This is a genomic window from Teretinema zuelzerae (assembly GCF_021021555.1).
Classification (GTDB): Bacteria; Spirochaetota; Spirochaetia; order Treponematales; family Treponemataceae; genus Teretinema; species Teretinema zuelzerae.
The window spans coordinates 1,330,493-1,348,902 of record NZ_JAINWA010000003.1; the positions used below are offsets into that span (position 1 = coordinate 1,330,493).

The following is an 18,410-nucleotide window of genomic DNA, read 5'->3' on the forward strand; positions in this document are numbered from 1 at the left end:
GTATACCGCATCGGACGAGGCTTGACAAAGGGGAAAAATCGGGTATTCTGATGCCCAAGTATGAGTATCAACGAAAGGCGAATGCCGCGCTACCCCGATTTTGCCCGGGCGTGCCTCAAGGGACACTGCGAGTTTCCCGGTTATCTTGAAGACGTGAGCAAAACAGGATGCAAGGTGCGCTTTGCGCAGGACTTCGGCATCGACCTTGAAAACGAATACACCCTCACCATCCTTCCGGGCTTCCGTTCGGGAATAAAAGAGTTCGAGCTGACCGTTTGCCCGCAATGGGTGGAAAACGGAGCCGATTCCTGCGAAATAGGCTTTCAGGTTCTGCACTCCCCGGGAATCCGCCACTATGCCCGCTACGTAGACATACTCGCTGAACAGGGCGAAGAAGAACTCCAGGAAGCATGAGCGTCGACTATCTTCCGGGGAAAGCATGGCTCGCCGTTTCCGACTGGCGGGACAACCTGTTCGACGAATTATCGATCAATCCGAACAATCCCCCGTCCACTGTCCGCATCGCCGGAGACCTCGTGTACCGGGAAGGTCCCGCGCCCCAAGCATGGTGGCACCGCACGCGCCTTGAAAAACCGTTCATAGCGACCTTTTCTTCTATAAAAGAAGCCTCTGACATCTTGCGCGGAATCCAGCGGAACTGGGCACACGAACCGGTCGCCTGCTTCCGCCGCGCCCGCCTCATCGAAGAAAAACTTCCCTTCGTGCAGGATAAACCGCGGGCATTCCCCTACTCCGTCCCGGCGAGCCCGATGGGCGTATGGAGCCTTCTCGACGAACACACCCTCTTTGCCTCCGCGGAAACATCGAGCCCTTTTCCCCGGGGCATTCTCCGCTTCGAAGAAGACCACGTGAACCCGCCGAGCCGGGCCTATCTTAAAATGTACGAAGCGCTCGCCTGGGTGGATAAGCTCTCCGCCGACCGCGGAATTCCGGAAGGCTCGCGATTGCCGGGAACCGGATCAAAATGCATCGACGCGGGCGCCTGCCCCGGAGGATGGACCTGGGCTCTCGACCGCCTGGGAGCGGAAATCACCGCGATAGACCGGAGCGAACTCGATCCGCGCCTTATGGCCAAACCGAATATCACGTTCATCAAACACGACGCCTTTACGCTCAAACCGGCCGATTACGGACAGCAAGACTGGGTATGTTCTGACGTCATCTGCTATCCTCCCCGCCTGCTCGAATGGGTGAACGAATGGCTCGACTCCGGCCTCTGCGGAAATTTCATCTGCACCATCAAGATGCAGGGCAAGGCCGACCACGAAACGACGCTCGCCTTTTCCCGAATCCCCGGAAGCGCGATCGTGCATTTAACGGCGAACAAAAACGAACTGACTTGGATACGGCTCAAACCGTGATACACTGATTTCCATGAAAACGTCCGATTGTCTCCGCCTGAAAAAGGTTTTTTCACGCTCGCCGCGCAAAGCCACTTATTCGACCGCCTTCGCGGCCGTCGTCGCGTTCACTCTCGCGTTCGCGTCCTGCGAGCAGGAAAGCCTTCTGCCCGCCGAACCGTACAGCGAAACAGCCGGGGAGGAACTGGAGAAGGACTCGGGAACCGGCGGCGAAACGGTGCCGGCGGACCTCGTTTTCACGAATTTGAGCGACGATTTCGATTACAACCCGAATCGGGGAACGCTGACAGCAATCATAGACGAAGCAGCGGACTCCTCTCATCAACATGCCCGGCCGTCAGTCATCGTGCCGGAGGAGGCGAGCGCGCAGTACCGATGGGAAGTACTCTTTGAACCGGCCGTTATTTCGTGGATACACGCGAGTTTCGACGCGAGCGCGGCGGGAAGTGCTTCCTCCCGCGCCCGATGGACACTTTCCTGGACAGCAGACGGAATTAAATGGAACGAGCTCGCAAGCGCAGATGTCCCGGGAACCCAAAAACTCGCAAATCCAACTAACCCTGATTCAGCCTATCGGTTGTTCACCGCCGCCGCCTCCGCGGAATACACGGAAGCGGACGATTGGCTGAACGGCGAGGGAAACCCGATCATCCCCGCGACAGCGATTTCAGGGCTTCGCCTCGATCTTGAAGCCGCCTGCGAAGCCGCCGAAGCCACGGAAGAAAACCCCGCTCCGCTCGCAGGCTCGATCGGTCTTATCTGCAGGGAACTCAGACCCGTATTTCCCTGAAAACACATCCATTACCTTCCCTTTGTGGATTCTTTCCCGGACTTCGGATATACTTTCGCAAATTTATAATACCGAGGTTCAACCATGACAGACGTCGCCGCGATTCTGAGCAGCTGCAAGGCTATGCTAACCGGACACTTCCTGCTTTCGAGCGGAAAGCATTCATCCCAGTACTTTCAGTGCGCGCGCCTGCTCCAGCACCCGGAGAAGGCGGCTGAAGTGGTCGCGACGGTGGCCGACCGAATCAAGGCGGACGTAAAAGCCGGCAAGCTCGCGGTCGATTCGGTCATCGGGCCGGCGATGGGCGGCATCGTAGTCGCGTACGAGCTCGGCAGACAGCTGGGAACGCCCGCGTTTTTTACCGAGCGGAACGACGAGGGAGTCATGGCGCTGAGGCGCGGATTCGAGATTCAGCCGGGAGAGAAGATCATCATCGCGGAAGACGTGGTGACCACCGGAAAAAGCACGCTTGAAACCGCCGAGCAGATTCAGGCGATGGGCGGAGTCGTCGTCGCTTCGATCTGCGTGGTCGACCGGCGCCCCGCCGACGCGGAGGAACCCTTCCCCTGGCCCCTCTACGCCGCGCTCCGACAGCCCGCCGTTCTCTGGGACGCGGACGCCTGCGAACTGTGCAAGGAAGGGAATACGCCCGCCGTAAAACCCGGTTCCCGGAAGGTTTTCTAAACCCGACTCAGGACATCGGGCGCTTTGAAACGCATTCCGCGATCGACAAAGAGCCCGAATAAGCGGATGCCCCTTGCCCGGAGCATCCGCGTGTGTTACAAATAGTTGTATGTCGAAACAATTAACCCAGGCTCAAATGACCCGCGCGATGCGAATCAGCATTTTCTCCGGCGCAGCTTCCGTAGTCTGGCAGCTCGTGTGCGCGATCCAGCCGCTTTTCAACGTATTTTTCCAGAACCACCTCGGCGCGACGGCGGCCCAGCTCGGCCTCCTGGTGACGATTATTCAGCTCACTGCCGTGTTCCAGATCGCCGGCATCGTGCTCTACGGCCTCATCGGCCGGCAAAAGCCGATTTTCATGGTCGGCCACATAATTCACCGCGCCCTTACGGCGATCATCGCCTTCGTCGCGTTCAACGTGGCGCGGGGCGGTTCTACACAGAGAGGAATCGTCATCATCATCGCGGCGATGGGAATCTCCTGGATTTTCGCGAACGCCTCCAGCGCCTGCTGGTGGGGATGGATAGCCGACATCTTCCCGGAATCCATGAGGGGCGAGTTTTTCATGCGCCGCTCGTCCATCATCCAGATCGTAAACATCGTCTGGTTCTTTCTCGCGAGCACCCTTCTCGATATTTTCCCCAAAGAGTCTACGCTCATCGTGTTCGGAGTTCTCATATCCGTGGGAGCGCTGGCGGGACTTCTGGATATCGTAAGCCAGATAGTAACCCCTGAGCCGCTGCCGGAGAAGAAGCCGGACTTCGATGTTTCCACCGTCTTCGAGCCCTTGAAAAACAAGGATTTCATCAGATACGCGGCGGCGATCGGCCTTGCAGTTTTTTCCATGAACATGATCGGGCCCTTCCAGGCGCCCTGGGTCGTAAATCCGGACCATATCGGCGCGCCGAACACCTGGCTCGGCATCATGAGCATGCTGACACAGTTTCTCTGGGTGATCTGCGCGCCCTTCTGGGGAACGGTAATGGATCGCTGGGGGCGCAAGTCCGTCGTGATTCTGGGAACCCTCCTCGTCGTCGGATGGATCGGATATCTGTTCCTCACGCCGGGAAACTACTTTATCGCCCTACCCCTCATCGCCATCTTCTCCGGCGTCCTCGCGCCCGCGTTCTGGGAAGGCTCGAACCAGATGATGCTCTCCCTCGCGCCGGAAAAGAACCGGGTGTCGTACGTCGCCTGGTACCTGGCGATAGTCGGCCTCGTCTCGGCTCCGGGCTCCCTTGCCGGAGGCGTCTTGAGCGATACGCTCGCCGGGCTTTCAATACCGGTCGGGCCCTTCGAATTCGCCAATTTCCATGTCGTGCAGAGCATTTCCATCGTGCTCGGCATATTCTGCGCCTTCCTCATTTCGCGCGTGCGCGAAGGAAACGAGAAGCCCTTCGGTTTCGTGGTCGGCCAAATAGCGAACCCCCAGATAATCCGCACCTTCCAGTATCTCGATTCGCTGAACCGCAGCGAAACTCCGCGGGCGAACGCGGCCATTCTCCGGAACTTCCGCGACGAATCGGCCGAACTCGCCGTGAAGGACATCATCGAACTGCTCGACGACCCGGACGGCAGCGTGCAGGAAGAAGCGGCCCGCGCCCTCGGCAGGATCAGATCGATCCAGGCAGTCGACGCCCTCATCCTCCGCCTGCTCGACGAAGACTCCGACATCCGCATCGAAGCGGCCCGTTCGCTCGGGCGCATCGGCGACAAAAAGGCGGTGAGGGCCCTGGTGGGATGCCTGTGGGAATCGGGAGAAGAGCTGCAAAAAGCCTGCATCGAAGCCCTGGCGGACATCGGCGACGAGGAATCGATAGCGCAGGTGATGTCCTTCCTCCGGGAAAACAGGAGCGAACGGCTCCGCCAGATCAGCTCGGCGGCGGCCGCCCGACTCGGGATATTCGAGGCAGCATGGGATATTTACCCCCGCATCATCACCGCCAGAACCAGGACGCAGCGAACCCAGTACGCGATCGCTATGGCCGACCTTCTGGGGAAAAGCGGCGAGTTTTATCAGTACGTTTCCGGAAGCGCTTCGGTGTTGCAGAAGCGGCAGCAGCGGCTGCTCGCGGACTTTCAACAGAACATGCAGAACGTGTACGCCCGGCAGCAAAAAAAGAAAAGCCGGATAAAAACAGATCTCATCGCGAAGATCCGTTCGGCCCTGGAAGAAGACCGCAACCGGGAAGCCCTGCAGGAGACGGTCGTGTTCTCCAAAAAGCTCCTGGGAGACCTCTTCGGGGCAGAACTGATGGAAGACGGAAAAGACAGGGAATTCCTGTTCCGGATAGACCAGAAGCTCGGGGTGTTCGCCTGGATGACGGAGAAGGCCGACGAATTCGCGGACGGGGAGGAAGCTTCAGGAGAGACAGCGCGAATTCTTACCCTCCTGATCGTCTATTTCCTTGCCGTATATTGAGTTATTACCCTTTTTTGACAAAATTTTCCCCGTTTTCATTCATTGACGGATAGGGTAAACGACCGCATACTGGTTGCATGATCAGCATAGAAAGTATTGACGAAAAACCCAATCTGCAGGACGAATTCGCATACCGCCAGATCGGGGCGATCACCATGCAGGTGGATCCGATCGACGTGAGCGCGTCGCTTGAAACCGTAATGGATTTTTTCCGGGACAACCCGGCGCACAGCGCCCTTCCGATAGAACGGAACGGAGTGCTCATCGGCATACTCGAGCGGACCACGGTGGAAAAAATGAACGAGTCCGCATGGACGCGGTTCTGGCAGAAAGACCTCGATGCCTACATACAGTCACCCCTCCTTTCCCTCAGGGCCGACGATTACATCGAAAAGAACATCAACCGCATCACCGAACTCAACAACGAAAAGGGCACGCGCTTTTTCGCCGTATTCTACCGGAAAAGCTTTTTCGGAATCGTCGGCTTGCGCGAAATGCTCATGCGGATCACCGACCTCAGAAGCCGCGACATGGCAAAGGCGCGAATGGTTCAGCAGAACCTCCTCGACCATTCCTCGGCGAAAAAGGACCCGCGCTACAGCGTGCTTACCTGGAACCGCATGGCGAACGAGGTAGGCGGAGATTTTTATCAGGACTTCGCCTTTCCGGACGGAAACCGGCACATCATCGGCTGTTTCGACGTGTCCGGAAAAAACGTCGCGGCCTCCCTTTCCACCATGGCGATCGGCTCGTTCTTCACCGCGCTCAAGCACTTCGACCTGGGAGACCGGTTCGGAGAGGCGACGACCCTGCTGATGGACGATTACATTGAAAACCTCACTCCCTCGGACATGTTCATCACCGCGGCGCTCTGCTATGTGGACCTCGCCGAGGGCACGGTTCTTATACAAAACTGCGGGCACACGCCGATCTACCTGTTCATCCCCGGAGAAAACAAGAAGATCGCCGGCAGAACGATGAACCCCAACCTTCCGCCGCTGGGAATGGGAATTCTCCAGAGCGAAGAGTCGACGTCCTACAAGCTGAACATCGTCAAGGGGCTGAGAATCGCTCTGTATACAGACGGACTCACCGATATGGTGACGCCCGACGGAGTCCGCTTCGACGACGACAGAACCCGCGAACTCATCGCGTCTACCTACGGGAAAAGCGAAAACGATACCCGGGACGTTTTCCAGAAAGAGATCGACGGCTGGATTTCGGAAGCGATGCTCCCGGACGACATCACCATCATGGATATCCGTTTCAACTGACGCCCCCGGGTGTCCGCCGGGCACAGCCGAGCAGAACCGCTTTGGAGAGGTTCTGTTCAGTCCCGTCCCCGCGTGATATACTGCCGGAAATATGGGCAATTCAGACACAGGCTTGCTGCGGCAGGCGGGAAAATTATTCAGGAAAGCGATATACAATCCGAAAATCCCGGTAAAAACGCTCCGCGTTCATTTCGACGCGCTGCTCGGAGAAGCGATTCTTCCGCACAACATGGATTTGCAGACGGTCGACGCCGGCGTCATTCCCGCGGATCTGTTGAGCCCCGAGCTCGCGATCGGTAAACGCATCATCCTGTACGCCCACGGCGGCGGCTTCATCTCCGGCTCCCGGAAAGCCTACCGGAGCCTCTGCGCCTCCCTCGCGACCGAATGCGCCGCGCGACTCCTGTTGCCCGAATACCGGCTCTCGCCCGAATACCCCTTCCCCACCGCTCTGGAAGACCTCTACAACGCTTACGCATGGCTTTTAAAGCAGGGAAACAACCCGGCGGACATCATCGTAGCCGGGGACGGCGCGGGAGGAAACCTCGCGCTTTCGCTCCTCCACTATCTTTCAGACAAGGGAAGCCCCCTTCCCGCCGCGGCGATTCTGCTTTCTCCCTGGACGGACCTCGCCTGCGAGGGACAGGCCTTCCTCGCGCGCAAACACCCCGACCCTATCCACACGAAGGAAATTCTTTCAGCATTGGCCCTGCAGTACACATGGCAGAGCAACTTTAAAAATCCGCAAGTGTCTCCCATCCACGGAGACTTTTCCCTCTTTCCCCCGCTCTACATCCAGTGCGGTTCGAAGGAAATACTGCTGGACGATTCGAGAGCCCTCGCGGAGAGAGCGCGCGCGGTCGGCATACCGACGGTTCTCGACATCGAGGACGGCATGTGGCACCTCTTCCAGGCGATCGACCGCCTCACTCCGCGAGCCCACCTCGCGGTAAAACGCATCGGCGCGTGGGCGAGATCGGGATGCGCCGGAGGGCTGCGCTGATGGAACTGGTATCTCCTGCCGGCAACGTTGAAAAGCTCGCATACGCCTGGGAATACGGCGCCGACGCGGCCTACATCGGACTCAAGAAATTTTCGCTCCGCGTTAAAGCGGACAACTTCCACGGAGACGAACACGAAGAAATCCGCAGGATGAAAGAAGAATACGCGCGCAAGGGCAAGTCCAAGCGCCTCCTGTGCGCGCTCAACATCTCCTTCCGCGATTCCGACATCCGCGCCTTTCTCGCGGAAAAGGATTTTTTCCGGGCATACCCCATCGACGCATTCATCGTGCAGGACATCGGAATGGTACGCCTTCTGCAAAAAGAGTTTCCAGAGATTCCCCTCCATCTGAGCACGCAGGCGAACTGCGTCAATTCGGAAGCGGTGAAAATGTACCGCGACCTCGGCTTTAAGCGGGTCGTGCTCGGCCGGGAAGCGAGCCTTTCGGACATCAGGGAGATCAAGAGCGCCGTTCCGGAGATGGAGATCGAATGCTTCGGGCACGGAGCAATGTGCATCGCGTACTCAGGCCGCTGCCTCATCAGCGCCTACCTCACCGGACGGAGCGCGAACGGCGGGCACTGCAGCCACTCGTGCCGCTGGGACTACAACCTGCTCGCCTCCGAACTCAAGGACGGAGAGCGCGAGTTCGCCGTAGAGGAAAGAGCCCGGCCGGGAGAAATCTTCCCCGTCGTCGAAGGCGAGGACTACACCGCCTTGTTCTCCTCCAAAGATCTCTGCATGATCGACTACGTGCGGGACATGAAGGACGCCGGAGTCGACGCCCTGAAAATCGAAGGCCGCATGAAAAGCCTCTACTACGCCGCCGTCGTAACCCGCGCATACCGCAAGCGAATCGACGAGCTGGAAGGCCGCCTGCAGCCGGGAAAATCGAAACCCTTCGCGGACGAGCTCGACCGAGTATCCCACCGCGAATTCGCGACCGGCTTTTATTTTTCCAAGGACGACGCGAACAAAACAACGCGCGGAGAAACGTCCTCTCCCTGGCAGCTCGCCGGCACCATCGGAAAGCAAACCGCCGAACACCCGGACGGCTCGAAAGAATTCGAGTTCTTTTCCATGAATAAAATCACCGCGGGAACCCCGCTCGAATACATCGGCCCCGACGAGCTCGCCCTGGCCGACTCGGAATACGAACTTCTCGACCCCGCAACGCGCGAAAAGCGGGACTGGGTGTGCCACGGCCACCCCTGCCTCATCCGCACGAAAGCGCCCGTCCGCGAGCGCTACATCGTCCGCAGCCCCGACCCCGACTACACGGCCGAAGCCGCAGGCATGCCCCGCAACAACCGCCTCCCCAAATCCCTGAGGAACCAGGCGGAATAAACCCAAACCCGATAGCCAAAAAAGAAAGACCGAGGCAGGACGCGCCAGGGCAGGCGGCGCGTGTTTTCTTTTTGAATCTATTGATACATTTTGATAAACTCTTCCGGTAAAACAACTTTTATTTTTGAGTTTTTATAGTCTTCGATATTTCTCGTAATTATATATTCGCATTGATTTTCAACAGCCGAGCAAAGTTGCAATGCATCTTCGAAGTCAGAAAATTTCGATTTTAAGGCTTCCAGCACATTTTGATGATCAATTGTAATTACAGATATATACTTCACGATATTGAGAATGAATTTTCGTGCATTAGCATCGCCGCCGGTTTATCTCAAAATATAGTAAATGTTTGCAATGCAATTTGAAGATACGTGTCCTATTACCAGATTATTCTCTGCCATTGCTAATACAATTCTGCTCGCTGTAAAAAAAGGATCTCGAGCTAATGCAACATCAAGAATTATATCCGAGTCGATAAAAACTTTTTTGATCACAAGAATCTTTCCCGTAAAGCTTCATCCAACATATCCTCATAGGCGTTTCCGTCGTCGCGAAACATTCCGGAAATACTATCGGTTATCGGCGATTTCAGAGAAGAAAGAGATGCGTCTGGTTCATTGGCAAAAGCAATATTTTTGAGATACTCTTCGACAATTCGAGATACGCTTCTATTCTTTTTTTGAGCATATTCCTTTGCCTGTTCCACTACTGATTGGTCTATAGTCAGCGTAAGCTTTGTAAGCATATTTCACCTCGCACGTATAATAGTAATACACATACACGTATTTATTAACGCATGTTCAAAAATTTTACCTATGCATGCAAGCTTGCCCATACCATTTAGAAATACACGGTTTGCTTCACTGCCGCGGCGGAAAACGACCGCGCCCCTGCACGGACGTCCGGACCGGGGGGCTCCCGGCGTAGAAAGGCGCATCTGCAAGGACTCCCTGCCTCGATGTTAATAAAAAACCTCTATACCTACCGTTCGGTATAGAGGTTTCTGTTATCGAGATTCGCGTGAACGAAAATCGCGTTGCCGGACAGGAGACTCGTCAGGTAGCGTCGGAGCAGTCTTCCACAAAGTGGCCGAACTTGCGGATTTTCTGGTTGCGGTAGCGGACCAGGACGGCGGGGTTGCGGTTCATGAGGTCGGCGAGGTCGCGGACGATGACGTCCTTGATGCGCCGGCTCGATTCAGCCGGGTCGAGGTGGGCGCCGCCTGCGGGTTCGGAGATGACGCCGTTGCAGATTTTCATGGACAAGAGGTCGCCCGAGGTGATTTTCATCATAGCGGCGGCGTGCTTCGCCTGGCTCGAGTCTCGCAGCAAAATCGAGGCGTAGCCTTCCGGCGAGATGACCGAGTAGACGGCGTTCTCCAGCATGTAGACCTTGTCGCCGACGCCGATTCCGAGCGCTCCGCCGGAGCCGCCTTCGCCGATGATGATGCAGATGACAGGAGTTTTCAGCTGGCTGAATTCGCGCAGGTTCATGGCGATCGCTTCGCCGATGCCGCGTTCTTCGGCGCCGAGTCCGGGGTAGGCTCCCTGGGTGTCGATGAGGGTGATGACCGGGCGGCCGAATTTTTCCGCCTGTTTCGCGAGGCGGAGAGCTTTGCGGTAGCCTTCGGGGTTCGCCATGCCGCCGTTGCGGGCGAGGGTTTCCTTGAGGTTGCGGCCTTTCTGGTTTCCGATGATGGTGACGGGAATGCCGTTGATGAAGCCGATGCCGCCGATGAGGGCGGGGTCGTCGCCGTAGTACCGGTCGCCGTGGAGTTCGACGAATTCGTCGCAGATGACGGAGATGACGTCGAGGGCGCGCGGCCGGTCGGGATTGCGCGCGAGTTCCACCCGCTGCCAGGCTTTCGCCGAGCTTGAGCTTTCCTCGACCTTGTCGCTGATTTTCTTGAGTTCTTCAGAGATGTCTATACCGGCTTCGGAGGCGAGTTTTTGGAGTTCTTCCACCCGCTCGAGCACGTTTTTATTTCCGTTCATTTAAGGCCTCCCGCGGCGGATTCTTCCAGGGCCGCGTTCGTCGCGGCGAGCGATGTCCTCCAGGAAACCGGGCAGTGGGCTTTGAGGAGGGAGACGAAGAGGGCGCGCTGTTCGGAGCGGGGACAGATGATGTCGACGAAGCCCTTATCCTGCTGGAACTCGGCCCGCTGAAATCCTTCCGGCAAGGTTTGCTTGATGGTTCCTTCGATGACGCGCGGTCCGGCGAAGCCGATGAGGGCTTTGGGTTCCGCTATGGTTACGTCGCCGAGCATGGCGAAGCTCGCGGTGACTCCTCCGGTCGTCGGGTCGCAGAGGACCATGAACAGGGGGATTCCCGCCCGGTCGAGCTCGGCCGCGGCGCTCGCGGTTTTCGCCATCTGCATGAGGGAGAAAATTCCCTCCTGCATGCGGGCGCCTCCCGAGGTCGCGTAAATGATGACGGGAGAGCGGGTTTCGACTCCCTTGAGCATGGCGCGGGCGATTTTCTCGCCGACTACCGAGCCCATGGAGCCGCCCATGAAGCTGAACGACATGAGGGCTAGTACGACAGGGGTTCCTTCGATGGTGCAGGTTCCGGTGACGACGGCGTCCGAAAGGTTCGCCTTTTTGCGGGCCTCGGTGAGCTTGTCCTCGTAGCCTTCCATGTCGATGGGGTTTTTGCTTTTCATGTTGCGGCAGAACTCGGAGAAGCTGCCTTCATCCGCGATGTAGCGGATGCGGGCGGCCGGCTCCATGCGGAAGTGGTGTCCGCATTCGGGGCATACGGCGAGGTTCGCTTCAACGGCGGCCGCGGAGGATTCCGTCCCGCAGGAGGGACAGGGAATTTTTTTCTCGATCATAAGCTTGCCTCCAGTTGGGCGTATATTCCGGTGCCGAATTGGCCGGAGCGGAATACGGCGTTCGAGAGAATCTTTTTCTGGGTGACGATGTTCACCGGCACGCCTTCTATCTTGAGTTCGTCGAGGGCGCGCAGGAGCCGCTCGAGGGCCCGGTGGCGGTCGCTGTCGTGGACGATGAGCTTGCCCACCATCGAGTCGTAATGCGGGGACACGGTCGCTCCGTTGTACAGGAAGGAGTCGAAGCGGACGCCGGGGCCGCCGGGCACTTCGAGGCGGGTGACTTTTCCGGGGGAAAGGGCGTTGATGCGCGCTTCGATGGACCAGCCGGTGAGAGTTATGTTGTCGGGATCGATTGTCCAGTGTTCGCCGCAGCAGACGAGGATCTGTTCGCGGATGAGGTCGGTGCCGGTTACGAATTCGCTGACCGGATGCTCGACCTGGATGCGGGCGTTCACTTCCATGAAGAAGAACTCGTTTCCGACCGCGAGGAATTCTATGGTTCCCGCTCCCCGGTACTTCAAACTGGAAAAGAGGTTCCGCGCGCCCTCCGACATGCGTTTGCGCATCTCGGGAGTAACTCCGGGGGACGGGCTTTCCTCGATGAGTTTCTGGTGGTTTTTCTGCACGGAGCAGTCGCGCTCGCCGAGGATGGCGACGCCGCCCTTTCCGTCGGCGATCACCTGGAGCTCGACGTGGCGGGGATTCTGCAGATACTTTTCGATGTAGACGGTGCCGTCAGCGAAGTTTGCTTCCGCTTCGCGGCTCGCGATTTTCAGGTTTTCTTCGAGCTCTTCGTCCTTCCAGACGATGCGCATGCCCTTGCCGCCGCCGCCGGAGGCGGCCTTGATGATGACAGGGTAGCCGCAGGCGCGGGCGACAGGAATCGCTTCGTCCTTGGTGGCGATGGGACCGGGCGAGCCGGGCGTGACCGGGAGGCCGTACTTGAGGGCGGTTTCCCGGGCGGTCACCTTGTCGCCTAAAAGGTCGATGGTTTCAGGATCGGGGCCGATCCAGATAAGGCCGGCTTTCTGAACCTCGCGGGCGAAGTTGGAGTTTTCGGATAAAAAGCCGACTCCCGGGTGGACGGCTTCGCAGCCGGTACGCACGGCAGTGGTGATTATCGCGCCGACCGACAGATAACTCTGGGCGCTTTTGGGCGGCCCGATGCAAACGGCGATGTCCGCAAGCCGGGTGTGGAGGGCGTCGCGGTCGGCGGTGGAGTACACGGCGACCGTTTCGATTCCCAGCTCCCGGCAGGTGCGGATGATGCGGACCGCGATTTCGCCGCGGTTCGCTATCAGTAGTCTTTTGATCATACCGGGCGAACCTCGAAGATGGGCTGGTCGTATTCGACCATGTCGCCGTTGTTGACGAGGATCTTTACGATTTCGCAATCGAACTCGGCTTCCAGGGCGTTCATCATCTTCATCGCTTCGATGATGCACAGCTTCTGGCCCTTGGTTATTTTCTTGCCGACGTCGGCGTAGGCGGGCGCGTCCGGGCTGGGGGCGCGGTAGAAGGTTCCCACGATGGGGCACTTGATGTACTCGAATCCGGGAGCGGCGGCGCCGCCGCCTCCGGCGGGCGCGTGAGGCGCCGGAGAGGATGATTTCGGGGCGGATGTCTGCGCGGCCGCAGGAGCTCCGGCGTTCTGAGCCGGTGCGGGAGGCGCGGCGAACTGGACCGCGGCGGCAGAGAAGGCTTCCTTGCGGCGAAGCTCGAAGGAAAATCCGTTGCCGGTGAAGCGAAGCTCGGCGGCGTCCGACTTGTCGAACTTGTCAAAAAGGGCCAGCAGTGTCTTGTCGTCCATATATTTTCTCCTATAAATGGTCAAGCGAAGCTTGATCTCAGATCACGTCCATGCGCGGAACATCCGCGGAGTAATCCACGCCCGCTACGTCGAATCCGTTCGCGGCGAGGAAGTCGTGGCGATAGCCTGCGAGGTCGCAGAGATTTCCGCCGTGTTCGTCGTCGATGGCGTCGTAGCCTGCGGAGGAGAGAGCGGCCATGCCCTTGTCCACCTCGGCCTGCACGGCCGGATCCATCTCCCAGTCGTCGATCCTGATGAGTCCTTCTCCGTCAACGGGAACAGCCGTTCCCGCATAGAGGCGCTCCGCGTAGAGCCGTTCGATCTGTTCGATGCAGCCTTCGTGGTTTCCCTTTTCCTTCATCACTTTGAAGAGAACCGAAAGATAGAGGGGGATGATCGGAATGACGGCGCTCGAGCGGGTCACCAGTCCCTTGTTCACCGAAACGTAGGCGGCTCCGCCGATTTCTTTCGCGAGAACCGCGTTCATGTCGCGGGCGGTTTTCTCAAGATGCTTTTTGGCTCCGCCGATGGTGCCGTCGCGGTAGATCGCGTGACTCACCGCAGGGCCGATGTAGGAATAGGCGACGGTGGTGCATCCGGAAGCGAGAACTCCGGCGGCGGAAAGCTGCTTCATCCAGCGGGCCCAGTCTTCTCCGCCCATAACCTTGATGGTCTCGGCGGCTTCCTCTTCGGAAGCGGGATCAGCGCTCATGACGGACAGTTTTCCGGTCATCGTATCGATGGTGAGGCCCGAAAAGGGTTTGCCGAAGGGCTTGAGAACGGATTTATAGAGGACTCCGGTGTCGGGGTCCGTGCGTACCGGGCTTGCGAGGCTGTAGACGACGAGATCGAACTGAACGCCCATTTTCTTCGCTTCTTCGATAACCTGCGCGCGGACGGCGTCCGAGAAGGCGTCGCCGTTCAGAGTGACCGAGGGGATGTTCGCCTTTTTCGCGGCACGGTCGAAGGCGAGGTTGTTGTACCAGCCGGGGGTGCCGCTCGTCGCTTCGCTGCCTTCTTTTTCGAAGGACACGCCGATAGTCGCAGCTCCGTAGCCGAAGCTGGCTGCGATGCGGCTCGCGAGACCGTATCCGGTGGAGCAGCCGAGCACGAGGACGGCTTTCAGCGGGCGGGAAGACGCGAAGCTTCCGCCTGAAACAGGAGCTCCCGGAGTGCGCTTGCGGGACGAGTTTTTCGATTGCACATAGGCGATCTGGTTTTCTACTTCTTTCGCGCATCCGGCGGGGTGGGCGTTAATGCAAATATTGCTTCGAATCATCGGTTTTACGATCATCTGTATCTCCTGTTGCAGGCTCAAGCCTGCGCTTGTCCGGTTTGGCTCGAATTCCCGACGAGGCACATCCATTCGGCTTCCGTAGCGACGCGGTCTCCGACGTAGCATACGCCGGACTGCTTGATCATGCGGGCGGAAACCCGAAGGTTTTTCACTACGATGCGGACTTCGTCGCCGGGGCGCACCTGGCTGCGGAATTTCACCTTGTCCAGGCTCGCGAAGAAAAAGAGGGAATCGTCGGCGAGGACGCCGCGCTTCACCAAGCCCGCGCCGCCGGTCTGCGCCATGGTTTCGCAGAGGATGACTCCGGGAACCACGGGGTATTCGGGGAAGTGTCCGCGGAAGAAAAACTCCTCTTCCGTGAACACGTGGCGGGCGACGATTTCTTCTTCGTTCGAAACGTCGATCGTATCGACGAAGAGGAAGGGATCGCGGTGGGGAAGCAGCTTCTCGATTTCCGCCCGTTCCGCGGCGCGCACGGCGGGGAAGGAAAGGTCTACCGGTTTGATCGGGTCGCTCATTTCTTGAACTTCCTCATGACGACGACGCCGTTGTGTCCGCCGAAGCCGAGAGAACCGGAAGCGATGCAGTCGATGCTTCCCTCGACGCCCTTGTTCGGAACGTAATCGAGGTCGCAGCCGTGTTCGACGTCGGGGTTGTCGAGATTGATGGTCGGCGGATAAAAGCCGTCGACGATCGACTTGATTCCGATGATGGCTTCGATGGCTCCGGCGGCTCCGACGCAGTGGCCGGTCATGCTCTTGGTGCTGGAAACCTTCATCTTATACGCGTGGTCTCCGAAAGCTCTCTTTATCATGAGGGTTTCCGCCGGATCGTTGACCGGGGTCGAGGTTCCGTGGGCGTTGTAGTACTGCACGTCTTCGGGCCGTATGCCTGCGTCTTCGAGGGCGCGGGTGATGGCCAAGGCGCCGCCCGAGCCGTCGGGATTCGGGCTGGTAATGTGGTAGGCGTCGCTCGATCCGCCGTAGCCGGCGAACTCCGCGTAGATTTTAGCTCCGCGCGCGAGGGCGTGCTCGAGTTCTTCGAGAATCAGGATTCCCGCTCCTTCGCCCATGATGAATCCTTCGCGGTCGCGGTCGAAGGGACGGCTCGCTTTTCCGGGATTATCGTTGAAGCTCGAGGCGAGGGTTTGCAGGACGCTGAAGCCGCCGATGCCGAAACCGGTGATCGCCGCTTCGCTTCCGCCGGCGACGCACACGTCGAGGCGGCCGGAGCGCACCAGATCAAGGGCGGCGCCGAGGGAGTCGGTGCTGGAGGCGCAGGCGGTCGCGAGCGTCCAGGAGACGCCCTTGATGCCGTACAGCATGCTGATGTTTCCCGCGCCCTCGTTCGAAATGAGCATGGGGATCGAAAGGGGCGGAACCCTGGAAGGTCCGGCTTCAAAGTACTTTTTCATGGAAGCTTCGATGACCTCGAAACCGCCGATGCCGTTTCCGACCATTACGCCGGACTTGGCGGCGGAAATCGTTTCCTTGTCGAAACCGGCGTCCTTGATCGCCTGGGCCGCGGCGACGGTCATGAACTGGCAGAAGCGGGCCATTTTGCGGGCTTCCTTGCGGTCGATCCAGAGAGTGGGATCGAAGTTCTTCACTTCCGCGGCGATTTTCACAGCGTATTCCGATGCGTCGAACTGGGTGATGGGGCCGACTCCGCATTTTCCCTCGCGGATCGATGCCCACATTTCGTCTACGGTGTTTCCGATCGGGGTAACGGCTCCAAGGCCGGTAACTACAACGCGTCTTTTCATGCTCCCATTCCTCCGTCTACGCCGATTACCTGCGCAGTAATGTATTCAGATAAATCCGATGCGAGGAAGACCGCGGCGTTCGCGACTTCCTGAACGGTTCCAGCCCGCTTCATGGGGATGGTTTCAAGCCATGTTTTCTTAGCGTCCTCGGGGATGACGTCGGTCATCTCGGTGAGGATGAAGCCGGGGGCGATCGCGTTCACGCGCACTCCGCGGCCGGCGGTTTCCTTCGCGAGAGCCTTGGTGTAGCCGATGAGGCCGGCCTTGCTCGCCGCGTAGTTCACCTGGCCGCCCTGGCCGTGAAGGCCGACGATGCTGGAAAGGTTGATGATGGAGCCGGCGCGCTTGCGGATCATATCCGAAGAAACGATCTGGGTTACGAGGAAGGTGCCGGTGAGATTCACGCGGAGAACGGTTTCCCAGTCTTCGAGCTTCATGCGGAAGGAAAGGCCGTCCCGGGTGATGCCGGCGTTGTTCACCAGCACCGAGAATCCGCCTGATTCCTTCACCGCGGCTTCTATCACCGGGCGGACCGAGTCGGGATTTCCGATATCCGCGATGAGTTCGTGGTACACGGTTCCGTTTTGCGCGGCCAGTTCGGCGAGCTCGCGGGCCGATTCCGACGATTTAGTGGCGAGACCCCAGACAGCGGCGCCTTCTTCTATGAAACGGCGGGCCATTTCCTTGCCGATTCCCCGGCTCGCGCCCGTGATCAGGGCTGTTTTACCTTTCAGCAGCATGTCGTTCTCCTCGTTTCAGCTTTGAGCCGAAACCGGTATAAAGTCAGTGTAGAGTACGCAGGTTCCCGGGTTTCCGGAATCCGCCCACAAACCGGAAAGAACCTTTCCGGGACCGGCCTCGACGAGGCGGTTGATGTTAAGGCCGCCCATCAGAGCGGCAATCGATGATTCTTCTGTCGTCCAGCGGACGGGGCTCGAAATATGCAGCACGGCGTTTTTCCGCGCTTCCGCTCCGGAAGCGACCCGCTGTCCGGTCACGTTCGAGAAAAGGGGCAGGACGGGATCGCGGAATTCGATGTTTTCGAGAACCTTCGCGAACTCCTCGCCGGCGGATGCCATGAGGGGCGAATGGAAGGGGCCAGCCACTTTCAGGCGGAGAACGCGGCGTGTGCCGGCTTCCTTGAGAGCCGCTTCCGCACGGGAAAGACCTTCGGAGGTTCCGGAGATCACGGTTTGCAGAGGGCTGTTGTAGTTAGCGGCGAACACGTCCGCGCTCGCGGAGGAAAGGCTCTCGAGGACGGAGTCGACGACGTCGCTTGAAAGGCCGAGCACGGCGGCCATGCCGGGAGCGGCGCCCGAAGCTGCTCGGGCGGCGATCTCGTCGGCGGCGGCCTGCATGATGCGTCCGCGTTCAAGAATGATTTTTATGCAGTCTTCTTCAGATAATACGCCTGAAACGGCGAGGGCGGGATATTCTCCGAGGCTGAACCCGGCGCAGGCCGCGGGAGAAAGGCCGCGAGCTTTCAGGACTCTGGCCGCGGCGAGCGAAACCACCGTAATGGCAATCTGGCTCGAGTCGGTCCGTTTGAGGATTTCAGCGTCGGCGTTAAGGAGCTCCTCGACGGGAGATCCGCGAAGGGCGCTCGCCGCGTCGAATAAGGAGCGGACTCCTGCGGAGCCGTCGGCGTCCGCGCGTAAAAGGTCCATCCCCATGCCGGTGAATTGCGATCCCTGTCCGGGAAAAAGAAATACAGCCACGCTTCCTCCATTTTGACATAAATTGTAATTACGTCATACTGTAGTCAGCGTTATTGTACCTTTTTTATGACAAAAGTCAATAGTAT

Annotated in this window: 18 protein-coding genes and 1 pseudogene; 8 read left to right on the forward strand and 11 right to left on the reverse strand. The window is 58.7% G+C overall.

Annotation, left to right across the window (positions count from 1 at the left end; genetic code table 11):
• Positions 1-60: 60 nt before the first annotated feature.
• The 8 genes from K7J14_RS13085 to K7J14_RS13120 all read left to right on the forward strand — a co-directional run bounded on the left by K7J14_RS13085 (position 61) and on the right by K7J14_RS13120 (position 8,901).
• Positions 61-414 carry a PilZ domain-containing protein gene (locus K7J14_RS13085; RefSeq protein ID WP_230757175.1) on the forward strand — a complete coding sequence of 118 codons (354 nt, stop codon included), beginning with the start codon at positions 61-63 and terminating at the stop codon, positions 412-414.
• Positions 411-1,382 carry an SAM-dependent methyltransferase gene (locus K7J14_RS13090; RefSeq protein WP_230757177.1) on the forward strand — a complete coding sequence of 324 codons (972 nt, stop codon included), beginning with the start codon at positions 411-413 and terminating at the stop codon, positions 1,380-1,382. Before K7J14_RS13085 ends, K7J14_RS13090 begins: the two co-directional genes overlap by 4 nt.
• Positions 1,383-1,395: 13 nt before the next feature.
• Entirely contained in the window at positions 1,396-2,172 is a 777-nt protein-coding gene (locus tag K7J14_RS13095) for a hypothetical protein (RefSeq protein ID WP_230757183.1), read from the forward strand.
• An 84-nt stretch (positions 2,173-2,256) separates the two neighbouring features.
• Positions 2,257-2,856, forward strand: a complete 600-nt coding sequence (pyrE, locus tag K7J14_RS13100) for an orotate phosphoribosyltransferase (RefSeq protein ID WP_230757185.1) — start codon at positions 2,257-2,259, stop codon at positions 2,854-2,856.
• Positions 2,857-2,965: 109 nt separating this feature from the next.
• Positions 2,966-5,278: an MFS transporter gene (locus tag K7J14_RS13105; RefSeq protein ID WP_230757187.1), complete on the forward strand. Its 2,313-nt coding sequence runs from the start codon at positions 2,966-2,968 to the stop codon at positions 5,276-5,278.
• Positions 5,279-5,355: 77 nt separating this feature from the next.
• The gene (locus K7J14_RS13110; protein ID WP_230757189.1) at positions 5,356-6,552 is read left to right on the forward strand and encodes a PP2C family protein-serine/threonine phosphatase; all 1,197 of its coding nucleotides are present in this window, start codon (positions 5,356-5,358) and stop codon (positions 6,550-6,552) included.
• A gap of 91 nt (positions 6,553-6,643) precedes the next feature.
• Positions 6,644-7,555 (forward strand): alpha/beta hydrolase, encoded by a 912-nt coding sequence (locus K7J14_RS13115; protein ID WP_230757191.1) that lies wholly within the window; start codon positions 6,644-6,646, stop codon positions 7,553-7,555.
• Positions 7,555-8,901, forward strand: a complete 1,347-nt coding sequence (locus K7J14_RS13120; protein WP_230757193.1) for a peptidase U32 family protein — start codon at positions 7,555-7,557, stop codon at positions 8,899-8,901. The genes K7J14_RS13115 and K7J14_RS13120 overlap by 1 nt, the downstream gene beginning before the upstream one ends.
• Positions 8,902-8,978: 77 nt before the next feature.
• Here the strand turns inward: K7J14_RS13120 and K7J14_RS16270 are convergent.
• The 11 genes and pseudogenes from K7J14_RS16270 to K7J14_RS13180 all read right to left on the reverse strand — a co-directional run bounded on the left by K7J14_RS16270 (position 8,979) and on the right by K7J14_RS13180 (position 18,324).
• Positions 8,979-9,395: pseudogene (locus K7J14_RS16270) on the reverse strand (PIN domain-containing protein).
• Positions 9,392-9,646: a DUF6364 family protein gene (locus tag K7J14_RS13135; protein WP_230757199.1), complete on the reverse strand. Its 255-nt coding sequence runs from the start codon at positions 9,644-9,646 to the stop codon at positions 9,392-9,394. Before K7J14_RS13135 ends, K7J14_RS16270 begins: the two are co-directional and overlap by 4 nt.
• A gap of 310 nt (positions 9,647-9,956) precedes the next feature.
• A complete protein-coding gene (locus K7J14_RS13140; protein WP_230757203.1) occupies positions 9,957-10,895 on the reverse strand; it encodes an acetyl-CoA carboxylase carboxyltransferase subunit alpha in 939 nt (312 codons plus the stop codon).
• Positions 10,892-11,719 (reverse strand): acetyl-CoA carboxylase, carboxyltransferase subunit beta, encoded by an 828-nt coding sequence (gene accD, locus K7J14_RS13145; protein ID WP_408033997.1) that lies wholly within the window; start codon positions 11,717-11,719, stop codon positions 10,892-10,894. Before accD ends, K7J14_RS13140 begins: the two co-directional genes overlap by 4 nt.
• 11 nt (positions 11,720-11,730) lie before the next feature.
• Entirely contained in the window at positions 11,731-13,050 is a 1,320-nt protein-coding gene (locus tag K7J14_RS13150; RefSeq protein ID WP_230757209.1) for an acetyl-CoA carboxylase biotin carboxylase subunit, read from the reverse strand.
• Positions 13,047-13,544 (reverse strand): acetyl-CoA carboxylase biotin carboxyl carrier protein, encoded by a 498-nt coding sequence (gene accB, locus K7J14_RS13155; protein WP_230757212.1) that lies wholly within the window; start codon positions 13,542-13,544, stop codon positions 13,047-13,049. The genes K7J14_RS13150 and accB overlap by 4 nt, the downstream gene beginning before the upstream one ends.
• A 37-nt stretch (positions 13,545-13,581) precedes the next feature.
• Entirely contained in the window at positions 13,582-14,838 is a 1,257-nt protein-coding gene (fabV, locus tag K7J14_RS13160; RefSeq protein WP_230757214.1) for an enoyl-ACP reductase FabV, read from the reverse strand.
• 20 nt (positions 14,839-14,858) lie between these two features.
• On the reverse strand, positions 14,859-15,359 hold the full coding sequence (gene fabZ, locus K7J14_RS13165) for a 3-hydroxyacyl-ACP dehydratase FabZ (protein WP_230757216.1): 501 nt from the start codon (positions 15,357-15,359) through the stop codon (positions 14,859-14,861).
• Positions 15,356-16,606 (reverse strand): beta-ketoacyl-ACP synthase II, encoded by a 1,251-nt coding sequence (fabF, locus tag K7J14_RS13170; protein ID WP_230757218.1) that lies wholly within the window; start codon positions 16,604-16,606, stop codon positions 15,356-15,358. Before fabF ends, fabZ begins: the two co-directional genes overlap by 4 nt.
• Complete coding sequence (gene fabG, locus K7J14_RS13175) at positions 16,603-17,346, reverse strand: 3-oxoacyl-[acyl-carrier-protein] reductase (protein WP_230757220.1); 744 nt, start codon at positions 17,344-17,346, stop codon at positions 16,603-16,605. Before fabG ends, fabF begins: the two co-directional genes overlap by 4 nt.
• A 15-nt stretch (positions 17,347-17,361) precedes the next feature.
• Positions 17,362-18,324 carry an ACP S-malonyltransferase gene (locus K7J14_RS13180; protein WP_230757230.1) on the reverse strand — a complete coding sequence of 321 codons (963 nt, stop codon included), beginning with the start codon at positions 18,322-18,324 and terminating at the stop codon, positions 17,362-17,364.
• Positions 18,325-18,410: the final 86 nt, after the last annotated feature.

Bases quoted from the DNA above. Each gene is read 5' to 3' on its own strand.
- K7J14_RS13085 (WP_230757175.1), top strand. From the start codon at position 61: ATGAGTATCAACGAAAGGCGAATGCCGCGCTACCCCGATTTTGCCCGG.
- K7J14_RS13090 (WP_230757177.1), top strand. From the start codon at position 411: ATGAGCGTCGACTATCTTCCGGGGAAAGCATGGCTCGCCGTTTCCGAC.
- K7J14_RS13095 (WP_230757183.1), top strand. From the start codon at position 1,396: ATGAAAACGTCCGATTGTCTCCGCCTGAAAAAGGTTTTTTCACGCTCG.
- pyrE (WP_230757185.1), top strand. From the start codon at position 2,257: ATGACAGACGTCGCCGCGATTCTGAGCAGCTGCAAGGCTATGCTAACC.
- K7J14_RS13105 (WP_230757187.1), top strand. From the start codon at position 2,966: ATGTCGAAACAATTAACCCAGGCTCAAATGACCCGCGCGATGCGAATC.
- K7J14_RS13110 (WP_230757189.1), top strand. From the start codon at position 5,356: ATGATCAGCATAGAAAGTATTGACGAAAAACCCAATCTGCAGGACGAA.
- K7J14_RS13115 (WP_230757191.1), top strand. From the start codon at position 6,644: ATGGGCAATTCAGACACAGGCTTGCTGCGGCAGGCGGGAAAATTATTC.
- K7J14_RS13120 (WP_230757193.1), top strand. From the start codon at position 7,555: ATGGAACTGGTATCTCCTGCCGGCAACGTTGAAAAGCTCGCATACGCC.
- K7J14_RS13135 (WP_230757199.1), bottom strand. From the start codon at position 9,646: ATGCTTACAAAGCTTACGCTGACTATAGACCAATCAGTAGTGGAACAG.
- K7J14_RS13140 (WP_230757203.1), bottom strand. From the start codon at position 10,895: ATGAACGGAAATAAAAACGTGCTCGAGCGGGTGGAAGAACTCCAAAAA.
- K7J14_RS13150 (WP_230757209.1), bottom strand. From the start codon at position 13,050: ATGATCAAAAGACTACTGATAGCGAACCGCGGCGAAATCGCGGTCCGC.
- accB (WP_230757212.1), bottom strand. From the start codon at position 13,544: ATGGACGACAAGACACTGCTGGCCCTTTTTGACAAGTTCGACAAGTCG.
- fabV (WP_230757214.1), bottom strand. From the start codon at position 14,838: ATGATCGTAAAACCGATGATTCGAAGCAATATTTGCATTAACGCCCAC.
- fabZ (WP_230757216.1), bottom strand. From the start codon at position 15,359: ATGAGCGACCCGATCAAACCGGTAGACCTTTCCTTCCCCGCCGTGCGC.
- fabF (WP_230757218.1), bottom strand. From the start codon at position 16,606: ATGAAAAGACGCGTTGTAGTTACCGGCCTTGGAGCCGTTACCCCGATC.
- fabG (WP_230757220.1), bottom strand. From the start codon at position 17,346: ATGCTGCTGAAAGGTAAAACAGCCCTGATCACGGGCGCGAGCCGGGGA.